Source organism: Pedobacter alpinus (assembly GCF_042684645.1).
GTDB lineage: Bacteria > Bacteroidota > Bacteroidia > Sphingobacteriales > Sphingobacteriaceae > Pseudopedobacter > Pseudopedobacter alpinus.
The window spans coordinates 1-23,083 of sequence record NZ_JBHULV010000052.1; the positions used below are offsets into that span (position 1 = coordinate 1).

The 23,083-nt window shown below is 33.8% G+C and carries 21 protein-coding genes and 1 pseudogene; 17 read left to right on the top strand and 5 right to left on the bottom strand.

Annotated features, from left to right (window positions below):
- Positions 1–512: 512 nt before the first annotated feature.
- From ACFSSE_RS15470 to ACFSSE_RS15510, 9 genes are all read left to right on the top strand, one after another.
- Positions 513–2,192 (top strand): GMC oxidoreductase, encoded by a 1,680-nt coding sequence (locus tag ACFSSE_RS15470; protein WP_379042131.1) that lies wholly within the window; start codon positions 513–515, stop codon positions 2,190–2,192.
- A 45-nt stretch (positions 2,193–2,237) separates the two neighbouring features.
- Positions 2,238–2,804 carry a gluconate 2-dehydrogenase subunit 3 family protein gene (locus tag ACFSSE_RS15475; RefSeq protein ID WP_379042133.1) on the top strand — a complete coding sequence of 189 codons (567 nt, stop codon included), beginning with the start codon at positions 2,238–2,240 and terminating at the stop codon, positions 2,802–2,804.
- A 19-nt stretch (positions 2,805–2,823) separates the two neighbouring features.
- Complete coding sequence (locus ACFSSE_RS15480; RefSeq protein ID WP_379042135.1) at positions 2,824–3,978, top strand: Gfo/Idh/MocA family protein; 1,155 nt, start codon at positions 2,824–2,826, stop codon at positions 3,976–3,978.
- A 105-nt stretch (positions 3,979–4,083) separates the two neighbouring features.
- On the top strand, positions 4,084–5,136 hold the full coding sequence (locus ACFSSE_RS15485; RefSeq protein WP_379042137.1) for a sugar phosphate isomerase/epimerase family protein: 1,053 nt from the start codon (positions 4,084–4,086) through the stop codon (positions 5,134–5,136).
- Positions 5,137–5,147: 11 nt separating this feature from the next.
- On the top strand, positions 5,148–5,516 hold the full coding sequence (locus tag ACFSSE_RS15490; RefSeq protein WP_379042139.1) for a c-type cytochrome: 369 nt from the start codon (positions 5,148–5,150) through the stop codon (positions 5,514–5,516).
- A gap of 4 nt (positions 5,517–5,520) precedes the next feature.
- Positions 5,521–6,204 carry a 3-keto-disaccharide hydrolase gene (locus ACFSSE_RS15495; RefSeq protein ID WP_379042141.1) on the top strand — a complete coding sequence of 228 codons (684 nt, stop codon included), beginning with the start codon at positions 5,521–5,523 and terminating at the stop codon, positions 6,202–6,204.
- Positions 6,205–6,231: 27 nt separating this feature from the next.
- Positions 6,232–7,461 carry a nucleoside permease gene (locus ACFSSE_RS15500; protein WP_379042143.1) on the top strand — a complete coding sequence of 410 codons (1,230 nt, stop codon included), beginning with the start codon at positions 6,232–6,234 and terminating at the stop codon, positions 7,459–7,461.
- Complete coding sequence (locus ACFSSE_RS15505) at positions 7,461–8,339, top strand: hydroxypyruvate isomerase family protein (RefSeq protein WP_379042145.1); 879 nt, start codon at positions 7,461–7,463, stop codon at positions 8,337–8,339. The genes ACFSSE_RS15500 and ACFSSE_RS15505 overlap by 1 nt, the downstream gene beginning before the upstream one ends.
- Positions 8,340–8,350: 11 nt before the next feature.
- Positions 8,351–9,229, top strand: coding sequence for a sugar phosphate isomerase/epimerase family protein (locus ACFSSE_RS15510; RefSeq protein WP_379042147.1), 879 nt, complete (start codon positions 8,351–8,353; stop codon positions 9,227–9,229).
- Between the two features lie 490 nt (positions 9,230–9,719).
- Here ACFSSE_RS15510 and ACFSSE_RS15515 read toward each other — a convergent pair whose 3' ends face one another.
- Genes ACFSSE_RS15515 through ACFSSE_RS15525 form a run of 3 tightly spaced genes read right to left on the bottom strand, consistent with a single transcriptional unit; the run spans position 9,720 to position 13,586 of the window.
- Entirely contained in the window at positions 9,720–11,507 is a 1,788-nt protein-coding gene (locus ACFSSE_RS15515; RefSeq protein ID WP_379042149.1) for a hypothetical protein, read from the bottom strand.
- A gap of 12 nt (positions 11,508–11,519) precedes the next feature.
- A complete protein-coding gene (locus ACFSSE_RS15520) occupies positions 11,520–11,765 on the bottom strand; it encodes a hypothetical protein (RefSeq protein ID WP_379042151.1) in 246 nt (81 codons plus the stop codon).
- Positions 11,766–11,822: 57 nt separating this feature from the next.
- Positions 11,823–13,586, bottom strand: coding sequence for an SNF2-related protein (locus ACFSSE_RS15525; RefSeq protein WP_379042153.1), 1,764 nt, complete (start codon positions 13,584–13,586; stop codon positions 11,823–11,825).
- 570 nt (positions 13,587–14,156) lie between these two features.
- On the opposite strand from ACFSSE_RS15525, the gene guaB reads away from it, so the two are divergent.
- Positions 14,157–15,626 carry an IMP dehydrogenase gene (guaB, locus tag ACFSSE_RS15530; RefSeq protein ID WP_379042155.1) on the top strand — a complete coding sequence of 490 codons (1,470 nt, stop codon included), beginning with the start codon at positions 14,157–14,159 and terminating at the stop codon, positions 15,624–15,626.
- Between the two features lie 51 nt (positions 15,627–15,677).
- Here the strand turns inward: guaB and ACFSSE_RS15535 are convergent, their stop codons facing one another.
- A complete protein-coding gene (locus tag ACFSSE_RS15535) occupies positions 15,678–16,124 on the bottom strand; it encodes an RrF2 family transcriptional regulator (protein WP_379042157.1) in 447 nt (148 codons plus the stop codon).
- A 311-nt stretch (positions 16,125–16,435) separates the two neighbouring features.
- Between ACFSSE_RS15535 and ACFSSE_RS15540 the strand changes: the two genes are divergently transcribed.
- The 7 genes and pseudogenes from ACFSSE_RS15540 (at position 16,436) to ACFSSE_RS15570 (ending at position 22,015) form a co-directional block, all read left to right on the top strand.
- Positions 16,436–16,705, top strand: coding sequence for a hypothetical protein (locus ACFSSE_RS15540; protein ID WP_379042159.1), 270 nt, complete (start codon positions 16,436–16,438; stop codon positions 16,703–16,705).
- Positions 16,706–17,206: 501 nt separating this feature from the next.
- Positions 17,207–17,944, top strand: a pseudogene (locus ACFSSE_RS15545) (sulfite exporter TauE/SafE family protein).
- A gap of 91 nt (positions 17,945–18,035) precedes the next feature.
- The gene (locus tag ACFSSE_RS15550) at positions 18,036–18,929 is read left to right on the top strand and encodes an aldo/keto reductase (protein ID WP_379042161.1); all 894 of its coding nucleotides are present in this window, start codon (positions 18,036–18,038) and stop codon (positions 18,927–18,929) included.
- A 5-nt stretch (positions 18,930–18,934) separates the two neighbouring features.
- Positions 18,935–19,522: an LOG family protein gene (locus ACFSSE_RS15555; protein ID WP_379042163.1), complete on the top strand. Its 588-nt coding sequence runs from the start codon at positions 18,935–18,937 to the stop codon at positions 19,520–19,522.
- Positions 19,523–19,610: 88 nt separating this feature from the next.
- Positions 19,611–20,429, top strand: coding sequence for a phosphatase PAP2 family protein (locus tag ACFSSE_RS15560; RefSeq protein ID WP_379042165.1), 819 nt, complete (start codon positions 19,611–19,613; stop codon positions 20,427–20,429).
- A gap of 128 nt (positions 20,430–20,557) precedes the next feature.
- Positions 20,558–20,989 (top strand): DUF2147 domain-containing protein, encoded by a 432-nt coding sequence (locus tag ACFSSE_RS15565; protein ID WP_379042167.1) that lies wholly within the window; start codon positions 20,558–20,560, stop codon positions 20,987–20,989.
- A complete protein-coding gene (locus ACFSSE_RS15570) occupies positions 20,990–22,015 on the top strand; it encodes a WD40/YVTN/BNR-like repeat-containing protein (RefSeq protein WP_379042169.1) in 1,026 nt (341 codons plus the stop codon).
- 82 nt (positions 22,016–22,097) lie between these two features.
- Here the strand turns inward: ACFSSE_RS15570 and ACFSSE_RS15575 are convergent, their stop codons facing one another.
- Positions 22,098–22,958, bottom strand: coding sequence for a sigma-70 family RNA polymerase sigma factor (locus tag ACFSSE_RS15575; protein WP_379042171.1), 861 nt, complete (start codon positions 22,956–22,958; stop codon positions 22,098–22,100).
- Positions 22,959–23,083 lie beyond the last annotated feature (125 nt).

Genomic DNA, 23,083 nt, shown 5'->3' on the forward strand with positions numbered 1-23,083 from the left:
AATTTTTACCCGATTGCTTTATTAATGATTGTATTACTTTCTTTTGTACTTTTGTCATCAGGCCCGTATTTTTTCTTTTTTTTTGGGTTTCGCAACTCAAAATTAGAATTATACAGGCCTTTTTTGTATATTATTTGTTCGGACAGTTATGAATATGTTACAAAAAATGAAAGCAGACAAGGTTGATGCTTATGGAGATAACGTAAAAGAATTAGTAGAAAGGTGATTTTTGAGGCTCAAGGATAAGAAATTTTCTAAGTTAATTAGTTCTTCTTTTTATCAAATCTTAAAGTTTGATGACCGGATGATTTTAATGCCTTTTTATTGAATAATATCCTTCTTTTGGGGTAGTAAAATTTAAGAATAATGGGGTCTAAAATTTGTAATTTCAGCTCTTTTAATACTATCTTTAGGAAGTGAGAAAATTAAGTTGTTTTATAGATTATAAATTTATTCATCTTAAATTCACTTACTAAAGACTTTTTTAAACCTAATTAGAAACTTCATAATAAATGTCACAACAGAACTACGATGCCATCGTGATAGGTTCCGGTATATCTGGAGGCTGGGCAGCCAAAGAACTTACAGAAAAAGGTTTAAAAACCATTTTGTTAGAACGTGGAGAAAACATAGAACATGTTAAAGATTATAAAAATGCTACCAAAGCACCTTGGGAGTTTCCTCATCGTGGCGGACGTACGCAAGAAATGATTAGCAACTATCCTGTTTTAAAAAGAGATTATCCTTTATCAGAAAAAAACCTAAACTATTGGGTTAACGAGAAAGAATCTCCTTACACAGAAGTAAAACGTTTTGACTGGTTTAGAGGCTATCATGTTGGTGGTCGTTCTTTGATGTGGGGACGCCAAACCTATCGTTGGAGCAATATGGACTTTGAAGCCAATGCAAAAGACGGCTTTGGAGTTGATTGGCCTGTTAGGTACGATGAAATTGCTCCTTGGTATAGCCATGTAGAGAAATTTGCTGGCATTAGCGGTTCTAAAGAAGGTTTAGAACATTTACCTGACGGCGAGTTTTTACCTCCAATGGATTTAAATTGCGTTGAAAAAGATGTTGCAGCCAGAATAAAAAGCGAATACAAAAACCAACGTCAAATGATTATTGGTAGAGTTGCCCATGTTACAGGCCCTTTACCTGGGAGAAGCAATTGCCAATACAGAAATAAATGTGATTTAGGTTGTCCTTTTGGTGGATATTTCAGTACACAATCATCCACTTTACCAGCCGCCGTTGCTACAGGAAATCTTACCTTGAGACCTTATTCTATCGTTACCAAAATATTATATGATAAGGATACCCAGAAAGCAACCGGTGTTGAGGTTTTAGATGCACAAACCAACCAAACTATAGAATATAAAGCCAAAGTGATTTTCCTCTGCGCTTCTACTTTAAACTCTGCTTGGGTTTTGATGAATTCAGCAACTGATGTTTGGGAAGGCGGTTTAGGAAGTAGTAGCGGAGAATTGGGCCATAATTTAATGGACCACCACTTTAGAGCTGGCGCATCTGGCGAAGCCGAAGGATATGATGACAAATACTATTATGGCAGAAGACCTAACGGAATTTATATCCCAAGGTTTAGAAATATGAATGGCGAAAAGCGAGATTATATCAGAGGTTTTGGCTATCAGGGAGGTGCAAGCCGACAAGGATGGAATAGAAATATTGCAGAACTAGGCATAGGCATAGACCTTAAAGAAGCTTTATCTGAACCAGGAAAATGGACGATTGGAATGACTGGTTTCGGAGAGATTTTGCCTTATCATGAAAACAGAGCTTTCTTGGATAAAACCGTTAAAGACAAATGGGGACTTCCTGTCTTGGCTTTAGATGCTGAGATTAAGGCAAACGAAATTAGCATGAGAAAAGATATGATGGATGATGCTAAAGAAATGTTAGAAAAAGCCGGAATTAAAAACGTGAAAGCTAATGATAACGGTTACGGTTTTGGACAAGGCATTCACGAAATGGGCACCGCAAGAATGGGGAAAGACCCAAAAACTTCGGTGCTAAACAAATACAATCAAGTTTGGGATGCAAAAAACGTTTATGTAACTGATGGTTCTTTTATGGCTTCAGGTAACTGCGTAAACCCATCTTTAACTTATATGGCTTTTACTGCCCGAGCAGTTGACCATGCCGTTTCTGAACTAAAGAAAATGAATCTATAGATACAAAGCATTGTCTAAACAAAGTGTTTAATAAAAAATTGAAAAATGAATAGAAGAGAAGCCCTTTCCTCTGTTGCTTTATTGCTAGGAGGAACCGTTATAGGAAGCCAAATATTTAGTTTAGCTGGTTGCAAATCTACACCAGAAATGGTGAACGACCTTTTTAACAGCGATGATGTTGCAATGATGGATGAAATTGCCGAAACCATAATTCCTGAGACTAAAACTCCGGGTGCTAAAGCTGCAAAAACTGGTGCATTTATGGCAATAATGGTGAAGGATTGTTATACTCCAGATCATCAAAAAATATTTTTAAGTGGATTAAAAACTATTAATGAATCTGCTCAAACTCAATTCAAATCATCTTTCATAGATTTAGATGCTGAGCAAAGAAAAACCATGCTTACCGCTTTAGATGCTGAACAGAAAAAATACTCAGAAGATGAAGCTAATAAAGAAAAGCCACATTATTTTAGAATGTTGAAGGAATTAACTCTTTTAGGTTTTTTTACATCAGAAGTTGGCGGAACAAAGGTGCTTAAATATGTAGAAGTGCCAGGCAGATATGATGCTTGCATCCCTTACAAAAAAGGTGATCCTGTTTATTTATAACGCTTTTTAAATCTATTTAATGAAAAAATTAAGATTAGGAATGATTGGCGGTGGGCCAGGTTCATTTATTGGAGCCATCCATCGCATTGCTGCCCGAATGGATAATCGTTATGAATTAGTTGGCGGTGCATTTAGTAGCTCTTTAGAAAAATCTTTAGAAACTGGCAAGGAATTAGACTTAAATGAAAACAGAATTTATCCATCTTATCAGGAACTTATCCTACAAGAAAAAGAAAAGCCAGCGAACGAAAGAATTCAGGTTATTGCCATAGTTACTCCAAATCATTTACACTTTGAGCCTGCAAAAATGGCTTTAGAAAATGGTTTTCATGTGGTTTTAGATAAACCCATGACTTTATCCTTGGCAGAAGCACTCGCTTTAAAAGTGATTCAAGAAAAAACGGGAAATCTATTGTGCTTAACCCATACTTATACTGGTTATCCAATGGTTAAAGAAGCTAAACAACAAATAGCTGCTGGCAAATTGGGTAAAATAAGAAAGGTTTATGTGGAGTATCCACAAGGTTGGTTAAGCACTGCTGTTGAAAGTAAACAAGCAGATTGGCGAACTGATCCATCAAAAAGTGGTATTGCTGGTGCCATGGGCGATATTGGAACCCACGCTTTTAATCTAGTTGAGTATGTGACTGGTTTAAGGGTTCAAAAGCTTTGCGCCGATATCAACATCGTAATAGAAAACAGAAGATTAGATGATGATGGAGCTGTTTTATTGAAATTTGATAACGGAGCTAGTGGTGTTTTAATGGCTACTCAAATTGCTGCAGGAGAAGAAAATAATGTTAAAATTAGGGTTTATGGCGAAAAAGGCGGATTAGAATGGCAACAAGTTGATGCCAATACGTTAACTATTAAGTGGTTAGACGAGCCTGCTCAAACTTTAAGAACTGGCAGCGGATATTTAAGCTCTTTTGCACAACATAATACCAGAACACCATCGGGCCATCCCGAAGGATATTTAGAAGCTTTCGCCAACATTTATAAAAACTTTGCTGAGCATATTTTGGCCATTCAAAATCAGGCGGAGCCTAAAAAAGAATCTTTAGATTACCCAGGCATTGAGGAAGGTGTTAGAGGAATGGCTTTTATAGAAACGGTTATCGCCTCTGGCAAATCATCAGAGAAATGGTTGGACTTACTAAAAGTTGAATGCTAAAAGCAGAAAGCATAAAGCCACTATAGGTATTAAAAAATTATAAATTAGGCAATTTAACTTACATGATAAGCTCTCATGTCTTAAATCTCATATCTAAAAGAAATAATGAAAACAATTAAAGGTCCCGCATTATTTATCGCTCAGTTTGTAGGAGAAGAAGCGCCATTCAATAATTTGGATAACATTTGTTCATGGGCTAAAAATTTAGGTTTCAAAGGCTTACAATTACCAACATTAGATGAACGATTTATCAATCTAAATTTAGCTGCAGAAAGTAAAACTTATGCCGATGAATTGAAAGGAAAAGTTAACGCTGCTGGTTTAGAAATCACAGAATTATCAACCCATTTACAAGGGCAATTAGTAGCAGTTCATCCCGCTTATGATGATTTGTTTGATTCCTTTGCTCCTGCAGAATTGCATAAAAACCCAAAAGAACGTCAAAAATGGGCAGTTCAACAATTAAAATATGCTGCAAAAGCTTCTCAAAATTTAGGTTTAAACGCCCACGTTACTTTTAGTGGCGCTTTGCTTTGGCCTTATGTTTATCCATGGCCACAAAGGCCTCCGGGCTTAATTGAAACTGGTTTTAAAGAACTAGGAAAAAGGTGGTTACCTATTTTAAATGAATTTGAAGAAAACGGAGTTGACCTTTGTTATGAGCTGCACCCTGGTGAAGATTTGCATGATGGGATTAGCTTCGAAATGTTTTTAGATAATGTAAATCAACATCAACGAGCAAATATTTTATACGATCCATCTCACTTTGTATTGCAATGTTTAGATTATTTAGCATTCATTGATATTTACCACGAGCGCATTAAAATGATGCATGTAAAAGATGCCGAATTTAATCCAACCGGACGACAAGGTGTTTACGCTGGTTACCAAAGTTGGATAGAAAGAGCTGGACGTTTCCGCTCATTAGGAGACGGACAAGTAAATTTCAAATCAGTATTTAGCAAATTGGCTCAATACGATTTTGAAGGCTGGGCAGTTTTAGAATGGGAATGCGCTTTAAAACACCCAGAAGATGGCGCAAAAGAAGGTGCTCAATTTATTAAAGACCATATCATCAGGGTAACCGAAAGAGTTTTTGATGATTTTGTACAAGCTGGCGGAAATCAAAATTTTAATAACAAACTTTTAGGATTATAAAATTAATTACCATGAAGAAATATATAGGATTATGCCTGATAGGCGCATTTTTAGTTGCATGTGGCGGAACGCAAACCACACAGGAATCGGAAGAAACGAAAGAAACTACTGCTACTGAAACAGCAAACTTAAAAGGTCAGCAATTAATTGCTGCTTCTGATTGTTTGGGCTGTCATAAAGAACAAGAAAAGTTAATCGGCCCTTCTTATGCAGATGTTGCTAAAAAATATGATAACACCCCGGAGAACGTGACCATGTTAGCGGGTAAAATTATAAATGGCGGTAAAGGTGTTTGGGGAGAAATCCCGATGGCAGCTCATCCACAAATTAATCAGCAAGATGCTGAAGAAATGGTTAAATACATCTTCACTTTAAAATAAAATCATGAGAAATACATTCGTTTTAGCTTGTATAATAGCTTTATCAACAGCTTGTTCAGCACAAAAAAGTAGCTTTAAAAATTTAGTAACCAAAAACAGTACTGATGGCTGGCATACCTACGGAAAAACAATTGTTGGAAAAGCTTGGACAGTTGAAGATAAAATCCTTCATTTTGACCCAAGCGTTAAAGAACAAGCCGAAAAAGGTGATTTAGTTACCAATGCTGATTATGAAAATTTCCATTTAAAATACGAATGGAAGATTGCGAAAAATGGAAATAGTGGAGTGATGTTTAATGTGAATGATGATGCTAAAAAGTATCCTCAACCTTACTTTACCGGACCAGAAATGCAGGTTTTAGACAATGAAGGACACCCAGATGCCAAGATTTTTAAACACAGAGCAGGTGATTTGTATGATTTAATACCAAGTAGCAAAGAAACTGTAAAGCCAGCTGGCGAATGGAATAAGGCCGAAATTATTTTGAATAAAGGCAAATTAGAATTTCATTTAAACGGAGTAAAAGTAGTAGAAACCATGATGTGGGACGATGCTTGGAACAAAATGGTGGCTGCTAGCAAGTTTAAATCGATGCCAGATTTCGGTAAATTTAAATCTGGGAAAATAGTATTTCAAGATCATGGGGATGAAGTGTGGTATCGAAACATCTTGATAAAAACTTTATAAAATAACCAACCTAAACCTTATATATAAATGAACAGCTTAAATCGGACCAAATTATCTTTAATGATGTTCCTCGAATTTTTTATTTGGGGAGCGTGGTTTGTAACCTTAGGAACATTTTTAGGAAGCAACTTAAATGCAACTGGCGCACAAACCGGTGCTGCTTTTTCAACCCAATCTTTAGGTGCTATCATCGCCCCATTTATTATTGGGCTTATCGCCGATAGGTATTTTAATGCTGAGAAAATTTTAGGAATTCTGCATTTAATTGGTGCGCTTTTAATGTATCAAATGTATAATTCAACTGATTTTGATACTTTTTATCCTTATGTTTTAGGTTACATGATTGCTTATATGCCTACACTAGCGTTAGTAAATTCTATATCATTTAACCAAATGAAAGATCCTGAAAAGGAATTTTCAACCATAAGAGTCTGGGGAACTGTGGGTTGGATTGTTGCGGGCTTGTCAATCAGTTATTTATTTCATTGGGATGCTGCAGAAAGTATCAAATCTGGCTTGTTAAAAAACACTTTCTTATTGGCTTGCGGTGCATCAGTAATTCTGGGTTTATTAAGCTTCTTTTTACCAAAAACACCTCCAAAAGTTGATAAAAACGAAAAAGTAACATTATCAGATATATTAGGACTCGAAGCTTTAAAACTTCTAAAAAGTAAAGATTTCCTTGTGTTCTTTCTATCATCGATTTTAATCTGTATCCCTCTGGCTTTTTATTATCAAAATGCAAACCCGTTTTTAGCAAACATCGGTTTAGAAAACCCAACTGGTAAAATGACGTTGGGGCAAATTTCTGAAGTGTTATTTATGCTTTCGCTACCGATATTCTTTAAAAAATTCGGTTTTAAATACACCCTTTTAGTAGGGATGTTAGCTTGGGTAATTAGGTACAGCTTATTTGCTTATGGTAACGCAGGCGAATTAACATTTATGCTGATTGCTGGTATCGCTTTACATGGTATTTGTTACGATTTCTTCTTCGTATCAGGCCAAATTTATACTAATGCTAGGGCTGGCGAAAAAATCAAAAGTGCTGCTCAAGGTTTAATCACTTTAGCCACTTATGGTTTAGGAATGTTAATTGGTTTTTGGGTAGCTGGCAAAATTACCGATGCTTATAAAATAACAGAAACTACTTTTGATTGGAATACCATTTGGTTAATTCCAGCGGGTATTGCGGCTACAGTAATGGTGATATTTGCTGTGTTTTTTAAAGAAAATAAACAAGTTAAGGAGGGTTAATGATGCAAAACAGAAGACAAGTAATTAAAAATATCATTGCTGGTTCTGCAGCAATCTCAACAGCAGGAATGCTTTCCTCATTTGCAACGCCAGATAAAAATTTGCCTTATATGCTTAAAGGAAATATCAACCACGCGGTTTGCAGGTGGACTTTTGGTTTTTTAACCTTAGAAGAGCTTTGTAAAGTTGCTAAAAACATAGGTATTAAAGCTATTGATTTAGTTGGCCCTAAAGAATGGGACATTTTAAAAACACACGGCTTAGATTCTAGCATGTGTAATGGCGCCGAAATTAATTTAGTGGATGGTTTTGCAGAGCCTAAATTTCATGAAAAATTAATTCAGAATTATACAGAAATGATTCCGATGGTGGCTAAGGCTGGATATAAAAACCTGATTTGCTTTAGCGGAAACAAAAGAGGAATGGATGATGAAACCGGATTAAAAAACTGTACCGAAGGCTTAAAGAAATTGACGCCTTTAGCCGAAAAGCATGGGGTGACTTTAGTAATGGAATTACTAAACAGTAAGATAAACCATAAAGATTATTTTGCCGATAAAACGCCTTGGGGAGTTGAGCTTTGTAAAAGAGTGGGTTCAGAAAATTTCAAATTATTATATGACATCTATCACATGCAAATTGATGAGGGAGATGTGATTAGAACTATTCAAGCTTCTCATCCTTACATTGCGCATTACCATACTGCTGGCGTACCCGGAAGAAATGAAATAGAGGAAGAGCAAGAGCTAAATTATCCAGCAATTATGAGGGCAATTTTAGCTACAGGTTTTAAAGGCTATGTTGCGCAAGAGTTTATTCCTAAAAAAGAAGACAAGGTAGCATCATTAGCAAAAGCAATACAAATTTGTGACGTTTAAAAAATTAAAAAATGAGCAATTCAAGAAGAATATTTATAAAGCAAATTGGTTTGGTAACCGCCGGAGCGGCTTTATTACCTTATTTAGGATGTGCAGCAACAGCACAAACCAAAAAATTCGGGATACAACTTTACTCATTAAAAGATGAATTCCCTAAAGGGGTAGAAAATGTAATTGCTCAAATTGCAAAAGCCGGTTATTCTTATGTAGAAGGATATGGCTTTTCTGATAAAAACGGTTATTTCGGCTTAAGTCCAGAAAAATTTAAAGACTTATTAGATCAATACAATTTAACGTCTCCAAGCTCTCATTTTGACTTTGGAGGATGGGAAAAAACTCAGAATGATACTATTTTAAAATCTTACATCGCATCAGCTAAAATTTTAAAGCAAGATTATGTGACAATTCCTTATATCAATCCAGAGATTTTTAAAAGTATTGAAAGTTCAAAAATGTTTGCTCAAAAAGTTAATAGAGCTAGTAAAATAGTTAAAGATGCTGGTTTGAAATTGGCATACCATAACCATGATATCGAGTTTTTTGATTTAAACGGAACCAATGGTTATGACATTTTGCTACAAGAAACAGATCCCAATTTGGTGGATTTTGAAATGGATTTATATTGGATGTTTAGAGCTAATAACGATCCTTTAAAATATTTTAAAGACTATGCAGGAAGGTTTACCATGTGGCATGTAAAAGACATGAGAAAATCTGATAAAACACTTAATACAGAAGTTGGAAATGGTTTAATTGATTTTAAACCGATTTTTGAACAGGCTAAATTAGCCGGCTTAAAGTATCCTTTGGTAGAACAAGAAAACTTTGAGATTAATCCTTTTGAAAGTATTACCAAAAGTGCCGCTGTAATGAATAAGATAAGTATTTAGCGGAGTTTTGATTTAAACTAGCAGAGAATTATACCGTGTAAATTTCTTGTTTTTGTTCGAAAAATTTTAATGATTAATTTCCCTCTGTAAAATATAGGTGGAAAAAATTTATAGCTAAAAGAACAGGTTAGTTTTCTGTCCTTTTTATCTTCAATTGGCAAGCTATTTTATATACTGCAAAGGGAAAGATGTGCTAAAACTGTCCTTTCTCCTTTTTTTAATCCGTTAGGATGCTATTGTTAACAAATTATTAAATTATCTGCATTCGGTTTTTTAATTCTTTCCATTTCAAAAAAAACTATCTTTATGCGGCAAATAGAGTACCCTAATATATTTGCTATACAACTTGATTCACATAAATTTTACCCGACGGTTTAACTTACGATGATGTAATTTAGTACCAGCGTATTCAGAAGTTTTACCACGCGAAGTTGATACTTCCAACTATTGAATTTCAAAAATTTGTAATCTAAAGTTTTCGTAATTTTTTTTAATTTACCAAATAGCCCAATTCTTTCATTCTATTACAAAAAGCATTAAAATCTAATTTTGAGATAATAAGGTTAAATTTTTCTGCTTTGATTACATATTTACTAATGATAGCATCTTGTGCAACTAACCTGTGTAGTTCTTTTTCTTGAGGGGGTAGTTTATAAATTAAAACATCCTTTACTGGTTTAAGGGCTTTACTGTTATCTAATAATTTGTTAAAATAACTTTCCCAAAATTGTGGTAGTTCTATATCTATAGTCTGTTTAAAAAGTGCTATTTTATTTTTAATATCGGTATGAGTTTTACAGCTATCTAAAAATTTAGCCGATGATAATAAATACCTATTAGTACTTACTTTTCGGGCGTAATTCTCTAATATAGTATCAGCGTAATCTATATTTCCTTCAACTCTAATTACTAAACTATCGCTTTCTAAATGTAATTGAGTTTGGGTTTCTTCATTTTTTAACGGGGTATAACCGTCTGTTAATCCTAATATATACTTGCCTAAATTGGTGAATTTAAAATACCTTAAACCATCATATTCAGAGTATTTTAATTTATCTGTGGGGTCTAGTGCTAACTCTAACAAACCAAAAGATGCCATAATAAATAAATGACCAGCTAAAAACGGATGTTCTATATAGTTCTTAACTTCTCCCAATGGAATGTAATAAGCATCATTATTTTCATCTGTATAATATAACCTATCAATATCAAAGTACGCTCTTAAAGGGTTTAAATCTATAAAATGAGAATCGGTAAATGAAAGTAAATTTTTGAAACTAATCCATCCATCTACATTGTTAGATTTAAAAATTTTCACAACCACTTCACTTAAATTAATAAAATCTGAAGGGAAAAAATAACTTAAGCCTTTAATTCTTTTTAAAATATAAGGTGCGGTAGGTATTCTTAAAAAATTGGACTCGAATAAGTTTTTTAAAATATCAACTTTACTTAAACTAAGCGATTTTACTTTGAAATCATCAGCAATTAAACCGCAAATAAAAGAAACTCTTAAATCCATATCTGGAAAAAATTCTTTTAAGTGTAGCACCTTGTTCATCTTTTTTATTGATGCTTTGTTGGGCATTCCTTTTGCCGAGTATTTTATATTGCCTTGTAAATAATAAGTAATTAAAAGATCAAATTCTGAAAATATGGAAGGTTCAAAATTATATATACTAAGCTCTTTATCTATGTTATTTGTTGGTAGTAAATAATAGCCATCTGGCTTAGGTACAGCCCTGGCAAGTATTATACGTAAATTTGTGGGTAAAGAAAAATAGACAGGGTGAGATTTTTTGCTTTCGCAATCAATCTTTTTTGAGAAATTGTGATAGTGTCTTTCACTTTGTAAAAACCCAATAAAAATTTTTAATTCTGGAATGTAATCTTCATTCCACGAATACTTTAAACTATTTTCTACTAATACAGGTTTTTCTATAATTTTTTCTATCTCTAATCTGTCTAATTTTTTTGTCCAAACAGCTTTAATAAGTAGGTTTTTTAGCTGATTGGGTAAATAATCTAAATATAAGGCTATGGCGTTTTCATCGCTATAAAACCTAGTACAAATATCTATCAATAAAACTTTTTGTAAAGTTTTTTTTAAGTCAACATTACCTAAAATTTTAATAACACTAGATTTTTCCCAAGATAAATTTATATTATTTGATAAAAATTTACGGATAGGGAAAAACCAAAATTTATCAATTTCATCTCTGGTACAATCATTTAATAAATTCTTAAATTCTTGAGTAGGAAAGGCTTTTTCGTTCATGTTATGTTTTTTTTAGTTGCCTAAAATAAATTGAATATCTTCTTCACTAATAGATTTTAAAGAGGCACTATCGCTAGAGATAATATTATCAAATAAAGTACTTTTTGCTTCTTGTAATTTCAAAATCTTCTCTTCAATGGTTCCAATAGTAATTAATTTATAGCTTAAAACTTTTTTGGTTTGCCCTATACGGTGCGCCCTATCTATGGCTTGGTTTTCCGCTGCTTTGTTCCACCAAGGGTCAAAAATAAAAACCATATCAGCAGCGGTAAGGTTTAGTCCTGTGCCCCCAGTTTTTAGCGTTAATACAAATACTCACATTTCAATTTCGTTACGCACCATGGCGTAGGTAGTTACTATAATTTGCTGTTGTTTTGCTTGCTCTAAATCTCGGTTGTTGTTATACCAAATGTAAAAACTTAGCTCTGGCGAAAACTTTTTAAGTTCGTTTTCCCAATTGTAAAGTAAAGATTTAGGCATTACAATTAAGCTAGGTTTTTTAGTTTTCTCTTTTAAATAAACATGACAAAGCAAAGTAATGGTTTGCAATGTTTTACCCAATCCCATATCATCGGCTAGGCAACCACCAAGTTTGTTTAAATACAAATATTGTAACCATTTAAAACCTTGTTCTTGGTAGGGTCTTAATTTTGCATTAATTTTAGGCAGCTTAGCTTTTGTATTTTGCAACTCGTTAAAACCTTCAAAAACTTCGCGAGCTTTAGTAAAGTGTTCTCCTGCTATTTTATCTTCAATTAATTCTTCTATCAAAGGCAAATCGAACAACGAAATTTCCACATTATCTTTTTTCTTTTTAAATAACCTTTGCAGTTTTTGCATATAGGCTTCGTTCAACAAAGCATGGCTACCATCGGCTAATAAAATATATTTATTTTTATGGTATTGATTAAGGGCATCAAACAGAGAAATCTGCTGCCCGTCAAAATCTAAACTGGCACTGCCTTCTAAAAAATCTATGCCATGTCCAATTTGCACATTCAGTTTTGGTTTACTTACATAAATTTTAAACTGCTTAAGGCGTTCGCTGCCAATTAAGGTGTATTCTGATAATAAATTGGGGATGTTTTTATAGATAAATTCTGCCGCTATTTCTTGCGGAACTATCAATCGGTTTTCTTCTTTTACAATGCCTGTATGTTTTTTCTTTCCTTTAGGTAAATGCGAAAGCATTAATTTTTCTATCTCGTAAATATGTTTTTCTACCATAATTTGCTCTATTGGCCTTATGGTAATGGTTTGCTCCAAATCATTAATTACTGCAAACCTAAAAATGTCATAATCGTCTAAAAAATCAATATCAGTATTTGGCAACATTTGTCCTACTCTTATATGTAGCGCTTGGTCTTCATCAACTTTTTCAAAAACTAATATAGGTTTGGCTTTTAAGGCTTGTAAGTCTTTGTTTACCTTGTAATTATTAAAATCTAAGGTGATATTATCAATATATGAGAATACCAAAGAAAGGTATTTTTGTAAATCTTGGGCTATTAATTGGTTTACATTAAAATTTGCCAGTTGGTTAAACATCACACCAATATTAGCAGTTTCAATTAATAGGTTTTCTTCGTACAATAGCGCATATTCTTCCGTAATAAACCTAAATTTCAAAACCTGTTTGGTAACGTCTTCTATATCAAGTATAAAGCTAGCATGTAAAACATCATTTTCTTTTGAGGTAATTTGTAATGTTAAATTGGCTGTAGCCTGATGCTTTTTAATTAGTTTTAAATCAGAATTCACAAAGAAGCCACACTCTAAAAGCGGATTGATGAGGTAGGGATGCTCATGTAAGAAGATTTCGCCATCTGGATTATCCCAATCTATGGTAAAGTTGTTTTTATCTTTTGCCTGCTGTATGTTTTTAGTAATACTTCTAAGCAAGCCGCTGTAATTACGATAATCAAAATCTATAGCATTTCCATTTTTATCGCTAACTATTATATATGCTCCAGTTTGGTTAAATTGAAGCACAAAATAAATTTGTTGAATATCTTTTTGGTTAAATTTTTTTAGCTCGTAGGTGTTTTTATCCCTTTTTAGCTGTTCAAATATCGACATGCATTAAATTAGTTTAAGTGCTAAAATATTAAAATTTTTTTTACTTGGTTATTTATAAAGACTCTGAAAAATTATAGAAATATAGGTGGATCTCTTAGCGCCTGATTAAATTGGTATGGTGAAAATATTTATGGCTTATTTTTGAATGAAACGAGGCGAATTTTGTAGAGATAGCCGGAAGATATCTCGATAATTGTTTTAGCACTCTTGAGTTCTTTTTAAAAAAATAATATATCGAAAAATTTAACGAAATTGTGGCCAAAAAAGCCAGACCGACGCTTGGCGGTAGGCATAAACAAATGATTAGCTAAATTTTAAACAGGCACTAAGAATCCTAAAAATTAGCGAAGCTTTTGGGGCAAAAAATCGAAATCTAAGATAACAAAACACCAAACACAAATATTAATATCAACTTAAATTTGCTTTAAATTACAACTCTTCAATGATTAGCCTCAAAATCATACCAATATCATCAAATTATTAAATTATCTGCATTCGGTTTTTTAATTCTTTCCATTTCAAAAAAAAACTATCTTTGTGCGGCAAATAGAGTACCCTAATATATTTGCTATGCAACTTGATTCACATAAATTTTTACCCGACGGTTTAACTTACGATGATGTACTTTTAGTACCAGCGTATTCAGAAGTTTTACCACGCGAAGTTGATACTTCCAGCTATTTCACAAAAAAAATAAAATTAAATGTTCCTATCGTTTCTGCTGCGATGGATACCGTTACAGATTCTAACTTAGCTATTGCAATTGCACAAGCTGGCGGAATTGGCGTATTGCATAAAAATATGTCTATCGCTGCTCAAGCAGATGAAGTAAGGCGTGTAAAACGTTCAGAAAGCGGGATGATACAAGATCCTGTTATTCTTCAGAAAGACGCTTTAGTAGGCGATGCTTTTAAAATTATGAGGGAGTATAAAATTGGGGGTATTCCTGTAGTTTCTGAAGATAATGTATTGGTTGGAATTATCACTAATAGAGATTTAAGGTTCCAGAAAAATATGGCGCAAAAAATTTCGGAGGTAATGACCAAAGAAAATTTAATTACTGCACCAGAAGGTACAACCTTAACACAAGCCGAAACTATTTTGCAAGAATATAAAATAGAAAAACTTCCGGTTGTAAATAAAGAAGGTAAGCTAAGAGGTTTAATTACTTTTAAAGATATTCAAAAATTCAAAAACTTCCCTAAAGCTTGTAAAGACGAGCATGGAAGATTGAGAGTTGGTGCTGCTGTTGGTGTTACCCATGATACCATGCAACGTGTAGATGCATTGGTAAAAGCAGGTGTAGATGTGATTGCAATTGATACAGCACATGGGCATTCATTAGGTGTAATTAATCAGTTAAAAGCCGTAAAAGCAGCTTACCCAGATTTACAAGTAATTGCCGGAAACGTAGCAACCGCAGCAGGAGCGAAGGCTTTAGCAGATGCTGGTGCTGATGGCGTTAAAGTTGGTATTGGGCCGGGTTCTATTTGTACCACCAGAATTATTGCTGGTGTTGGTGTGCCGCAACTTTATGCAGTGTACGAAGCAGCAAAAGGTTTAGCCGGAACTGGCGTACCTGTAATTGCTGATGGCGGTATTAAACACACTGGTGATATTGCTAAAGCTATTGCAGCTGGTGCAAGTTCTATTATGGCAGGTTCTTTATTTGCCGGTGTAGATGAATCTCCAGGAGAAACCATTATTTACGAAGGCCGTAAATTTAAATCTTACCGAGGAATGGGTTCTGTTGAAGCAATGGAGTCTGGTTCTAAAGACCGTTATTTCCAAGATGTTGAAGATGATATCAAAAAATTAGTGCCAGAGGGAATTGTTGGCAGAGTAGCTTATAAAGGTACTTTGGCAGAAGTAATGCACCAATATTTAGGAGGTTTAAAAGCCAGTATGGGTTATGTAGGTGCAAAAGATATTGAAACATTACAAAAAGCTCAGTTTGTACGCATCACTTCCTCTGGTATCAGAGAATCTCATCCACACGATATTACAATTACTAAAGAAGCTCCTAACTATAGTAGATAGATTTTAATTTTGATGGAGTGAATTTTGAATGATAGAATAGTTCGTAAGTTTTTACGGACTATTTTTTTTGTCAATCATTTCCTGCTCTTGTACCATTAAATCCAAAATGCTGGTATTTCCTAAAATATTGATGGAAGCGTCCCTAACTTCCTGCATCATTCTTCTAATACTACAAGTAATTTCATCTTTACATTCGTCGCAACGCTGGTAAAAATTTAAACTCACACAAGGTAACAATGCAATAGGTCCGTCTAAAATTCTTATGATTTCTGAAACCATAATATGGGAAGACTGCTGCATTAAAAAATAACCACCGCCAGCACCCATTTTACTGTTCAAAATCTTAGCTCTTTTTAAATCAAGTAAAATAGACTCCAGAAATCTTTTAGGCAAACTTTCTTGCGCTGCAATTTCAGCAATTAGCATAGGCTTATTGTCTTTACTTTTCGCTAATGCAATCAGCGCTTTAATGGCGTATTTAGTTTTTTTAGTAAGCAATGTGTTTTTGTTTTTATCAAAAATAGTATCTTTTATTTAATTTTTTATTTAAGATGTTAAAGTGTTGATAACCAAAATTATAAACAGGTAATTAGCTTTTGTTTTATAATAATCTATTTAATCAGTAGATTTTATATTTTATTTTAAAAAATCTTCGTATAATTGTCGACTAGTTTAGTAGATTATTAAAGATGAAAATTAAAAATTACCCACCACATCATTACGATATATCCTTTGATTCTCGATGTTGTTGATCCTTAGAATTAAAAAAAAGGAACAATCAAGAAATAACAACTTTTAGAAAATCAAAAATGAAACATATCTATTATACACTTTTATTTATACTTATATCTCTTGGCGCAAAAGCCCAAGGAAATAATTTTATCATTCTATCTGGAACCATCATCAATCAAGATGACCAGTTGCCTTTACCAGGGGCAAGCGTCACGCCTCAGGCAAAAGCAAGTATTAAGGCTGGAGGTTCAAATGTTTTTAACACAAAATATGTACAGTATGCGGGCGGGCCAACATTGGGCGGCTTGTATTACCTAGCCATTACATTTGATGGTTTGCTGAATTAGAAAGAAGTTAGTAAACGAGCGCTTTAAAACGCTTTATTACCTCCATAAGAGGATGCCACCCTGAGCGGAGTCAAATGGGGAGTGATGGATTTTATGCTTCGACTGAGTTTATGCTGAGCATATCGAAGAAATCAGCAGGACCAAACGGCTCTATTTTTAATTGTCTAATTAATAGTTAATTACTCAAAACGTAAACGGTAGCGGAGTCGAAGTGCCAAAATAAGAACACCGTTAAAATCTTTAGCGTAAGAAAAATAAATAGAAGATTCATTTCACCGGTAATTTGAAGACTGGTGGAGATTTTAAAAACTAAATATGGAAGATTACACAAACAATTCACAAGAAAACTCAAGCGATTCTGAAAGCAGATGGAGAAAAATTGCAACTATAAGTTTAGTGATTATGGGAGTTGCAATAGTAGTTGCTACAGTAATTAAATACTACTCTTTTGAAGAACTGGAAGCGTTATTTGAACAGCACATTGATAATGCGTTTTTGTTTATGCTTGCAGTTGGTTTTTTTGCGCAATTAGTTGATGGCGCATTAGGCATGGGTTATGGCGTTATTTCTACCACATTATTGCTTTCTGGCGGATTAAGTCCGGCGGTAATATCAGGTAGTATCCACACTGCCGAAATGTTTTCTAGTGGTGCTTCTGGTTTTAGCCATTATAAGTTTGGAAACGTAAATAAAAAGTTGTTTAAAACACTTTTAATCCCCGGTGTTTTGGGTGCATTTGGCGGCGCTATTTTATTAGGATAGGCAGGTGAGAGTTTCGGCGGTTACATAAAGCTCATAATTTCAGTTTATACGCTCATATTGGGCATCCGTATTTTATATCATGCTTTCAAAAAAGACGTAAAACCTAAAAAAATAAAAAGAGCAGACTGGCTTGCTGGTTTCGGTGGCTTTTTAGATTCTTTTGGTGGTGGCGGTTGGGGTCCTATTGTTACCAGTACCCTAATTTCTAAAGGAAAAACACCTAAATATGTAATTGGTTCGGTAAGTATAACTGAGTTTTTTGTGACCATGGCAAGTGCAATCACTTTTTTTGTGATCCTAGGTGTAAGTCATGTAAGCACTATTTTAGGATTAATTATCGGAGGATTATTAGCCGCACCAATTGCCGCAATGTTAGCTGGGAAGCTACCCGTAAAAAAGATGTTTATTGGCGTTGGTATTATAGTGTTAATTTCAAGCATTCGGGTTTTGTGGATTTCTGTTTATCAATTTTTGTAAATAAAATTGAGTTTTGACAGGTTACAAATTAATTTTATCAATTAAAGCGTTAAATTTATCACCATCAATTATTATATTAAAAACAAACAATATGAAGCCTATTTATTTAAGTGATGCAGGTCCAAAAGTTTCGCCAGCCGTTTATGGCTTTTACAGATGGAATGATTTAGAAAATGACCTTCCACAAAAAATGGAAGAAATTTTTAACTTCTGTGTTGATTTAGGAATCAACACTTTTGACCATGCCGATATTTATGGAAATTATAAGTGTGAGGAAGAATTTGGTAAGGTTCTAAAAAACAGTGCTGTAAAGCGTGAGGATATTGTTTTATTTACAAAAGCCGGTTTGTGTGAGCCTCATCCATCTAGGCCAAATATAAAAACACGTTATTTAGATTGCTCTGCGCAACATATCAGAACAAGTTTGCACCAGTCGCTAATAAATCTTAAAACAGATTATGTAGATGTATTTTTATTAAACAACTTAGACCCCACTACAGATTTAGAAGAAACAGCTGCAGAACTTTTAAAGTTGAAGCAGGAAGGAAAAATTAAAACCGTTGGCTTAAGCAACTTCAATGTTTTTCAGCATCAGCTCTTATCATCATATCTTAAACTGCCTGTTGTTACTAATCATGTGGAGTTAAACTTATTAAACACCAGTGCTTTGGAGAACGGACAGATAGATTATATGAAACAGAAATACATGCGCCCTTTTGCGTTGGCGCCTTTAGCCGAAGGCAGAATTGCAGTAGGTATGGATTTATCTGAAGTAGTAATCCGTGAGAAATTGGATGTTTTAGCTCAAAAATATAACACAAATTTAGAATCAATTGCGGTTGCCTGGCTTTTGAAATTGGGTGCACTTCCTTTAATTGGCACCAGAAATAAAAGCAGAATTAAAAACATTGTTGCTGCTTTTGATATTGAATTAGATAGACAAGATTGGCATAACCTTTATAACAGCACACGTATTTTAAAATAAAAGGGATGATAAAATCAATATGTGTTTACTGTGGTTCTAATTTTAATGGGGATGCAGAATTAAAATCAGTAATAGAAGAATTAGCTGCTATAATGGCAGAAAACCAAATTAAATTAATTTTTGGTGGCGGAAGTGTAGGTGTTATGGGCTTAATTGCTGATGCAGTTTTACAAAACGGCGGAGAAGCAATTGGTGTTATCCCTCAGTTTTTGATGGATAAAGAAGTTGGACATAAAGGTTTAATAGAGATGATTGTGACTGAAAACATGCACCAGCGTAAGCAAAAAATGGCCGATTTAGCCGATGCCTTTTTAATATTACCTGGTGGATTTGGAACATTAGAAGAATTTTTTGAGGTTTTAACTTGGTTACAATTAGGCTTGCACCAAAAGGCAATTGCTGTTTTAAACTTTAATGGATTTTACGATTTTCTCTTTAAACAAATGGATGTAATGGTAGAGCAACGTTTTTTAAAACCCATAAACCGCGAATTGGTCATTAATGAATCATCCCCAATAAAATTAATAGAAACTATAAATTCTTTTGTAGCACAGCCAGACGAAGTTTGGTTTAGAGACAGAAACCTTACTTAGGAGATTGATATATTAAATTGGCAAAATATTTGAATAAACAGCTCAGGAATAAACACAAAACCTTATTATTCAATTTATTTTATAAATTATGTTAAAAAAATACTCTTTAGTTTTATTTATGACCTTTTTAATGGTCAATAATCAATCATTTTCCCAATCAACATCCCCTTACGAAACAAGTTTTAAATATGATGGTCCTGCAGTTGCAGCTGGCTTGGGTTTAACTTACTTGGGTTTTACGTTTGTGAAGAACAAGAGTGATTTAACACCTACAGAACTTGCAGGCAAATCAAAGGAGGACGTTTTTTTTGTGGATAGATTTGCAGCTGGAAACTTTAGAGACAAGGCAGATAAAGATAGTTACATTCCATTTTACGGGTCATTTGCAGTTGCACCAATTGTGGCTTTAATAGATAAAAATCAAAGATCGCATTACGGCCAAATTACCGTTTTATTTTTAGAAACAATGTCGGCAGCGGCAGCGTCTTTTACCATTACTGCCGGTTTGGTACAACGCAGTCGCCCGTTAGTTTATAATACATCGTTACTACCAGAAGATAGATTAGATAAAGACGAACAACGTTCATTTTTTGCAGGACATACTACAGCAACAGCGGCTGCTACATTTTTTGCAGCTAAGGTGTTTAGTGATTTTAATCCTGATTCTAAATTAAAACCTTATGTATGGGCAGCAGCAGCAGCAGTGCCGGCTTTAGTGGGCTACCAAAGATTAAGAGCTGGGAAGCATTTTTTAACTGATAATTTGTTGGGATATGGAGTTGGTGCAGCTTGTGGTATATTAATTCCACAACTGCATAAAAAAACTAACCAAACTAATATATCTGTTTCGCCGGTAATGGGTTTTAATTATCAAGGAATGGGATTAACATACAAATTTAAAAATTGAGGTCTTTGAATTTTCTCTATAAATCATTTGAATTTTAAGAGTAATTGTAAAATTTAGGCTAATATTTATAGTACTTGGTAATTAAATAATAAATTACATTATTAATTGTTTCCAAAAAAACATAAAACATGAAAAAGACCATATTTTTTATTGCAATAGTGTTTGCAAGTTTAGGAGTTTTTGCACAATCTGCTGATGCCGTTATTGGAAAATGGACAAACAGTGAAGGCGAAGCTCATATTCAGATTTACAAAAAAGGCAATAAATATTATGGGAAGTTGGCTTGGCTTAAAAGTCCAAATACTCAAGCTGGCAAACCAAAAACTGATGTAAATAATTCTGAAACAAGTTTAAGAACAAGACCCATTTTAGGTCTGGAGTTTTTGAAAAATTTTTCTTACAGTGATAAAACTTGGGAAGAAGGAACAATTTACGATCCTAAGTCGGGAAAAACTTACAGTTGTAAAATTACCATGAGTGGAAATGACAAACTAAACGTAAGAGGGTATGTTGGAATCTCATTAATTGGCAGAACTGATACTTGGACTCGGGTTAAATAAATGAATAACATTTTTAAATTTTTTTTAATAAATGTAGCCCTGGTTTTTTCTTTAAAAGCCGGGGCTCAATCTTTTAAAACGGTTTCATTAGATAGCGGTAAAAATACAAGCATTAGAGGAATGTCTGTTTTGAATAATAAAGTTGCTTGGCTTAGCGGAAGTAACGGTTGGGTTGCTAAAACCATTGATGGTAACACTTTTATTTGGATGCAGGTTAAAGGATATGAAAAAATAGATTTTAGAGATATTGAAGCGTTTTCTGCTAAAGTTGTGATAATAGTTAGCGCCGGTTCTCCTGCGTATATTTTAAAAACCACAGATGGTGGCGAAAACTGGAAAAAAGTATATGAAAACACATCTCCGGTAATATTTTTAGATGGAATGGAATTTCTAAATAAAAAAGAGGGATTTATTTTTGGGGACCCGATTGATGGTTTTATGCAATTATTAGCAACAAAGAATGGGGGCGAAACTTGGGAGAATATATCTGAGAAAGCCGCTATAATGTTACAGAAAGGTGAAGCTGCATTTGCCGCATCAGGCACAAGCATCAGATCTTTTAAAAACAAAATTTACATTGCTACAGGTGGTAAGGTAACAAACTTATACACTTCGCAAAATAAAGGTATAAGCTGGGTTAAAGAGCAATTACCTCTAATTCAAGGTAAAGCTTCAACTGGTTGTTTTTCTTTAGCTATAAGTAAACAAAATGTGTTTGCCATTGGTGGCGATTATTTACAGGATAAACAATCTGATGGAAACTTTGCTTTTAGATTGAATAACGAGGATGATTGGAGAAAATCAAAATCAGCTCCTTCTGGTTACAAATCTTGCGTTGCTTATTTCGGGGATAATAAATTATTAGCAACAGGCACTTCTGGTACAGATATTTCTTTTGATAGTGGCCTTAACTGGCTTAAGATTGATAACCAAAGTTTTGACGTTTGCCAAAAAGCTGAAAAGGGTAAATTAGTGTTATTGGCAGGGAGTAAAGGGAAAGTTTCTAAACTTGTAAAACTAGATTAGCAAATTTCATTATAGACCAAAACAAAAAAAGCAAATTGGATTTCAATTTGCTTTTTTTGTAAAACTGTATGGGGTTTTTTTCTTATCCTAGATAAGATTTTAATATTTTACTTCTTGAAGTATGACGAAGTCTTTGTAAAGCTTTGTCTTTAATTTGCCTAACACGTTCACGAGTTAAATTAAACTTCTCTCCAATTTCTTCTAAAGATAAAGGATGGTTGGTGCTTAAGCCGAAGAAAAGCACTATAATTTCTCTTTCTCTTTCTGTAAGTGTAGATAAAGAGCGTTTAATCTCTTCAGATAAAGATTCGTCAATTAAATTACTGTCAGTATCTGGATTGTCGTTTTCCAATACATCTAACAATGTATTTTCTTCTCCTTGCACAAACGGAGCATCCATAGAAACATGGCGACCGGAGTTACTTAGAGTATCTGATATTTTTTCAACAGTTGTTTCTAGAGTATCTGCCAATTCTTCAGGAGATGGTTCTCTTTCAAATTCTTGCTCTAACCTAGAGAATGCTTTACTAATTTTACTTAAAGAACCTACTTGGTTTAACGGTAAACGTACAATACGAGATTGCTCTGCAATAGCTTGTAAAATTGATTGGCGAATCCACCAAACAGCGTAAGAAATAAATTTGAAACCTTTGGTCTCATCAAATCTTTTTGCGGCTTTTATTAAGCCTAAATTACCTTCGTTAATTAAATCTCCTAAGGTAAGGCCTTGGTTTTGATATTGTTTTGCTACGGAAACAACGAAACGTAAATTTGTTTTTGTTAAACGTTCTAGAGCGGCTTGATCACCTTCTCTGATTTTTTGTGCCAGGATAACTTCCTCTTCGGCAGTAATTAAATCAACTTTACCAATTTCGTGAAGGTATTTATCTAATGATTGTGATTCACGGTTGGTAATAGATTGAGTAATCTTGAGTTGTCTCATTTATTTTATTTATTGCGCTATTCTATAAACTAAAAGTCTGCAAAGTTAAGAAACTTTACATCATTTAACGTAAATTGTAAGAAAATGTTGGGATTATTTGATTTTATTTTTGTACAACAATTCTG